This is a genomic window from Marinagarivorans sp. (assembly GCF_982758155.1).
In genome coordinates, this window is the sequence record NZ_CEXWTU010000301.1 from 1 (window position 1) to 4,931 (window position 4,931).

At 43.5% G+C, this 4,931-nt stretch carries 2 protein-coding genes; both read left to right on the forward strand.

The window, feature by feature from the left end:
• Positions 1–471: 471 nt before the first annotated feature.
• Positions 472–1,638, forward strand: a complete 1,167-nt coding sequence (locus AC3A8L_RS19800) for a ligand-binding sensor domain-containing protein (RefSeq protein ID WP_487963998.1) — start codon at positions 472–474, stop codon at positions 1,636–1,638.
• A gap of 15 nt (positions 1,639–1,653) precedes the next feature.
• The gene (locus AC3A8L_RS19805) at positions 1,654–4,587 is read left to right on the forward strand and encodes a two-component regulator propeller domain-containing protein (RefSeq protein WP_487963999.1); all 2,934 of its coding nucleotides are present in this window, start codon (positions 1,654–1,656) and stop codon (positions 4,585–4,587) included.
• The last annotated feature ends 344 nt before the right edge of the window (positions 4,588–4,931 follow it).

The window sequence follows — 4,931 nt, forward strand, 5'->3', positions numbered from 1 at the left end:
AATAATCAATTCGCCTTTTAGGTGGGCATTATTTCTAACCCACCTGAATAGTTACAACTATTATTGCCTCGCCCCTTAAAGCTTATAAACTCCGCGCAAGCACTCTGTTAGGTCGGGCCCAAGGTGGGCCAACTCTTTTTTGTGTTTCGCTACATTCTTCGTTCTTGTTGCCGACCGGATATGTTGCTGGTGTACTCAAATACCCAATGGTTGCTTGTGAATTCTTTGTGATCGTTTAAACCGCTTACAAAAAGATAGCGGGGCAGGCACTCGTTTTGCGCACGCAGAGTGAGTGTTCCCTTTTATAGTCGTCGGATGAGATTTGATGAGTGCCTGTCCTCGTTTGTTCTTTCGTTTGTTCCAGTCATGAAGAGTATGGGCTCAACGTTTCTGGTAATGAAATGATCTAATGCCGCGAGGGAGGGGCGACTACTATTTAAGGGGACTAGGTAAAATTTACGGGTGAAATGGATGGTGACGTTGTTGCAGGGAGGGGCTAGTAAATACTTATTCATGTTTGTATTTAGCCTTTATATTGGTTGTTGTCACCGCGTGGATGTCCGGGCTGAAGCGATTGCACCGTTTCGTTTTAAGGCTTTGGATCACAGTCAGCTTGAGTTAATTGGTGGGCATTGGGCCGCTGTGCAGGACGCAGATGGTTTTATGTGGTTTGCCGGTACCGGAGGCCTAGCCCGCTACGATGGTTACACGTTTAAACTCTACAAGCACAACGCTAAAGACGCCTTCAGTTTAAGTAATAGTTTGGTGAAAGATCTTTTATTCGATAGCCAGCAGCAGTTGTGGGTGGCGACGGCGTGGGGCCTTAATCGCTACAACCCGGACACCGATAGCTTCACTCGGTATTTACATGACCCCAATAATCCGACCAGTCTTGGCCACAACGATGTCGTTGCTTTAGAGGAGTCGAGTAACGGTGATATTTGGCTGGCCACAACGGGAGGGCTGGACCGTTACTCGGCCGGCAGTGATAATTTTAGTCATGTGCGCCACGAAATTGACAACAATAATAGTCTTGCGGATAACCAGGTTCTTAGCTTGCACGAAGACAAAAACGGCGACTTATGGATTGGCACAAAGACACATGGGCTTGATCTATATCGCCCCAAAACCGGTAAGTTCAGTCATTATGACCATAATGCAAATGATTTAAAGAGCATTAGCCATAGTCAAGTGTTAAGTATTCATAGGGATCGCCAGCAGCGATTATGGGTGGGTACCTTTGGTGGTTTAAATCGCCTAGACGATAAAGGCTTTGTTCGTTATCAAAACGCCCCGGATAATACACGTAGCATCAGTGGCAATGTTGTACGCGATATATTTGAAGATCAAAAGGGGCACTTGTGGTTGGCTATTGATGGCGGCGGTTTAAATATATTAAACCGTGATAATGGCGAATTTACGCGCTTTGCAAATGGCAGTGAAAGCCCGAGCGGCTTAAGTAACGATCAATTGCGTTCAATTTATCAGGATAATAGCGGTGGTTTATGGTTTGGGCATTACCCTGCCGGTATAACCGTGGTGGATTATTACGCGAGTGGTTTTATCAATTATAAGCACGACCATAAAAATGCGAATAGTTTAAGTCATAGCGATACTCTCTCGGTAAAAGAAGACTAATACGGAGATCTTTGGTTGGGCACTGAAAAGGGTCTAAACCACATTAATCGTAAAAATGGTGAAATTACCAGTTATCAACATCAGCCCAATAATCCACAATCGTTAAAAATGAATCCGGTTAAGTCGGTGCTTATTGATTCCGCAGGAGAAATCTGGACGGGCACATGGCGCGGGGGCATGAGCCAACTGAACCAAAAAACAGGAAGTTTCACGCACTACCCTGACCTTGCAGGTAGTGTTGTACAAGGGATCGTTGAGGGTAGTGATGGGCTGCTTTGGGTCGCAACTGATAAAGGCTTAAGCTCTTACGATCGCGAAAAAAATAAATTCCACCATTATGCCAGTGAAGATCGTGGTGGAGAGCGCTTACCCGCGATGGAGATCTACACGTTACTAGAGGACTCTAAAGGTATTCTTTGGTTGGGGCGAGATGATAACCTGAGTCGTTTCGATCGCAAGGACAGTAGTTTTCAATATTTCGAGCATAATGAAAATGATGCCACGACGATTAGTGCGGGGTCAGTGCGCGCACTTTTTGAGGATAGCGCCGGTAATCTTTGGGTTGGTACCGGTGGTAATGGCGTTAATTTACTCAATCAGGAGACTCATAAGTTCACGCGCTATACGACAGATCATGGTTTAGCCGACAATAAAATTGGTTGCATGCTAGAGGATGCGCAAGGGCGAATATGGATTGGTACTGGTCGAGGGATATCGCGCTTTAATCTTCAGGCGAATAAATTCCATAACTATACTCGTGAACACGGATTAGCCGGCAATCTGCATAAACGGCCGGCCTGTACTAAAACCGCAGCGGGTGAGTTTGTGTTTGGGAGTACCAAGGGTGTCAGTGTTTTTGACCCCCTGAATATTGCCGAGAATTTGCAGGCGCCCCCAACAGTCATTATTGATTTCAAATTATTCAATCGCCATGTAGAGGCTGGCGGTAAAAATGAAGTGCTACAGAAATCTATCAGTAAAACAAAGGCGTTAACCTTAGATTATAATCACTCTGTTTTTTCTTTTGATTTCGTTGCCTTAAATTACACAATTCCCGAAAAAAATGAATATGCATATCAACTGGTTGGTTTTGATAGCGATTGGGTTTATGCCGGCAGTCGGCGTTCAACGACTTATACTAATATCGATCCGGGTGATTATATTTTTCGTGTTCGAGGCTCAAATAATGAGGGGGTTTGGGATGGGGAAGGTATTAGTATCCCCATTACTATACTGCCACCCTGGTGGCAAACATGGTGGGCTTATACGCTATATGTTTTGGCGGTTATTGCCATTTTAGCTCGACTAATCTATAGCCAGTATCAAAAACGTAAAGCCATTGAAGAGCAGAATCGAATACTTGAACTAAAAGTTACTGAGCGCACCCATGAATTACATCAGAAAAATGTTGATATACAGTGCATGCTTAGCAATATGCGGCAAGGCTTGTTCACTATCGACCCCGGTGGAAAAGTTAATCCTGAGTACTCTCATTATTTGGAATCTATTTTTTCCAGTAAAAATATCGCAGGTCACGACGCACTTAATTTACTTTTTACGAATAAACAACTACAAAGTGACGCTATTGGGCAGACCCAAGTCGCTTTAGACGCTATTATTGGCGAGGAGGCGATGTTTTTCGATTTTAATGCTCACGTTCTAACCCGTGAATATCGGCGTGTAATTGATGATGAAGATAAATCTTTATCTTTGGATTGGAATGCAATTGTCGATGACGGAATTGTCAAAAAAATAATGGTTACCGTACGGGACGTTACCGAATTAAGAAGGATGGAGAGCGAGTCTGTAAAGCAAAAGTTAGAGTTGGATATTATTTCTCAGATCATTAAATTACCTGCCGAAAAATATAGAAATTTCGATGTGTCTTGTCAAAAATTCATTGATGATAACAGGTCGGCTATCACCAATAATGCCCGTTTCTGCAACGATACAGTCGCGTTACTTTTTAGGAATATGCATACCATTAAAGGCAATAGCCGCACTCTGGGTTTTGATTGGATTAGCGAGTGTGCTCATCAAGCTGAGTCTCACTATAGTAAGCTCAAACATTGTGAGGGCAGTACTTGGGATAGTGAGGCGTTGTTATGCGAACTCAATTGTGTGGAGTTAGTACTTATTCAATACCGCGATGTTCACCAAGACCTCTTCGGGCGAGAAGGGGCGGCGGTTAATGATAATCAATTTGGTATTGTTCTAGATGGTGTCAGTGTGAATAAAATCCAACATTTGTTGGATGCGATAAAGCTTGAGGGTGAAGTCGATAGTTTGATTGCACCAGTTCAAGAATTGCTTGATTCAACCGTTGCAAGTTCCGTGGAGCATATGCTGGACGGCATTGTCGGTTCCCTTGAGGGCATTGCGAAACAATTACATAAACCGGTACCGCGAGTTCAAATTAACGATGAACATCTATTAATAAAAAATACAAGTCAGAATCTAATCACTGACGTGTTTTCACATTTGATGAGAAATAGTATTGATCATGGTATCGAGTCTTCTGAGGTTCGATTGGCTGCAGGGAAGCCCGCGTATGGAACAATCACTATAGAGTCGAAGACCACTGAACAAATTCCAACGATAACGGGGGAGGGTTTAAGCTGCGTAGCTCTGCATATTAGTGATGACGGGCAGGGCATTAATATTAAAAAATTATTTGATCGAGGGGTTGATCTTGGTCAATGGGATTTAAAGGATGCCCCTAGCTTGCTAGACATTACTCAGCTTCTTTTTGCCTCTGGCGTTTCTACCAGAGATGATATTTCCGATATATCAGGCCGTGGGGTAGGAATGAATGCGGTAAAGCAATTTTTATTAGATGCCGGCGGAGATATTCATTTGGAGTTACCCGCGCGCGCGCCCTTAAACACCGATTTCATTCCATTTAAGGCTGTCATAAGTCTACCGGAATCATTGTTTATTATTCGTTAGTAACGCATGGTAATAGTTTTAACTTATATACAGTCATAAAATTTTAGTTATCGGTCAACTCCCTCTGAAAATTGACTTACCCGAGCAATTTTATTAACCTAAAAGGGCGCACGCTCTAAATTCCCAGCGCATCCTTATTTTGTGCCAGGAGTAGTTATTGCGGAACATGATTCTAGGGGCGGTTGCGAAGTACGTAATACATTGAGTAACGAAGGTAATGATGTCGCAATCAAGCGTTAGTGGATGAGATGTTGATCCCTTGTCTCTAAGGGTGGGTGTCCACTGCAATGCTGAAGGCCGTGGGGGTTGTGAATGTGATTAACGAGGGCGGTTACGAAGAAATT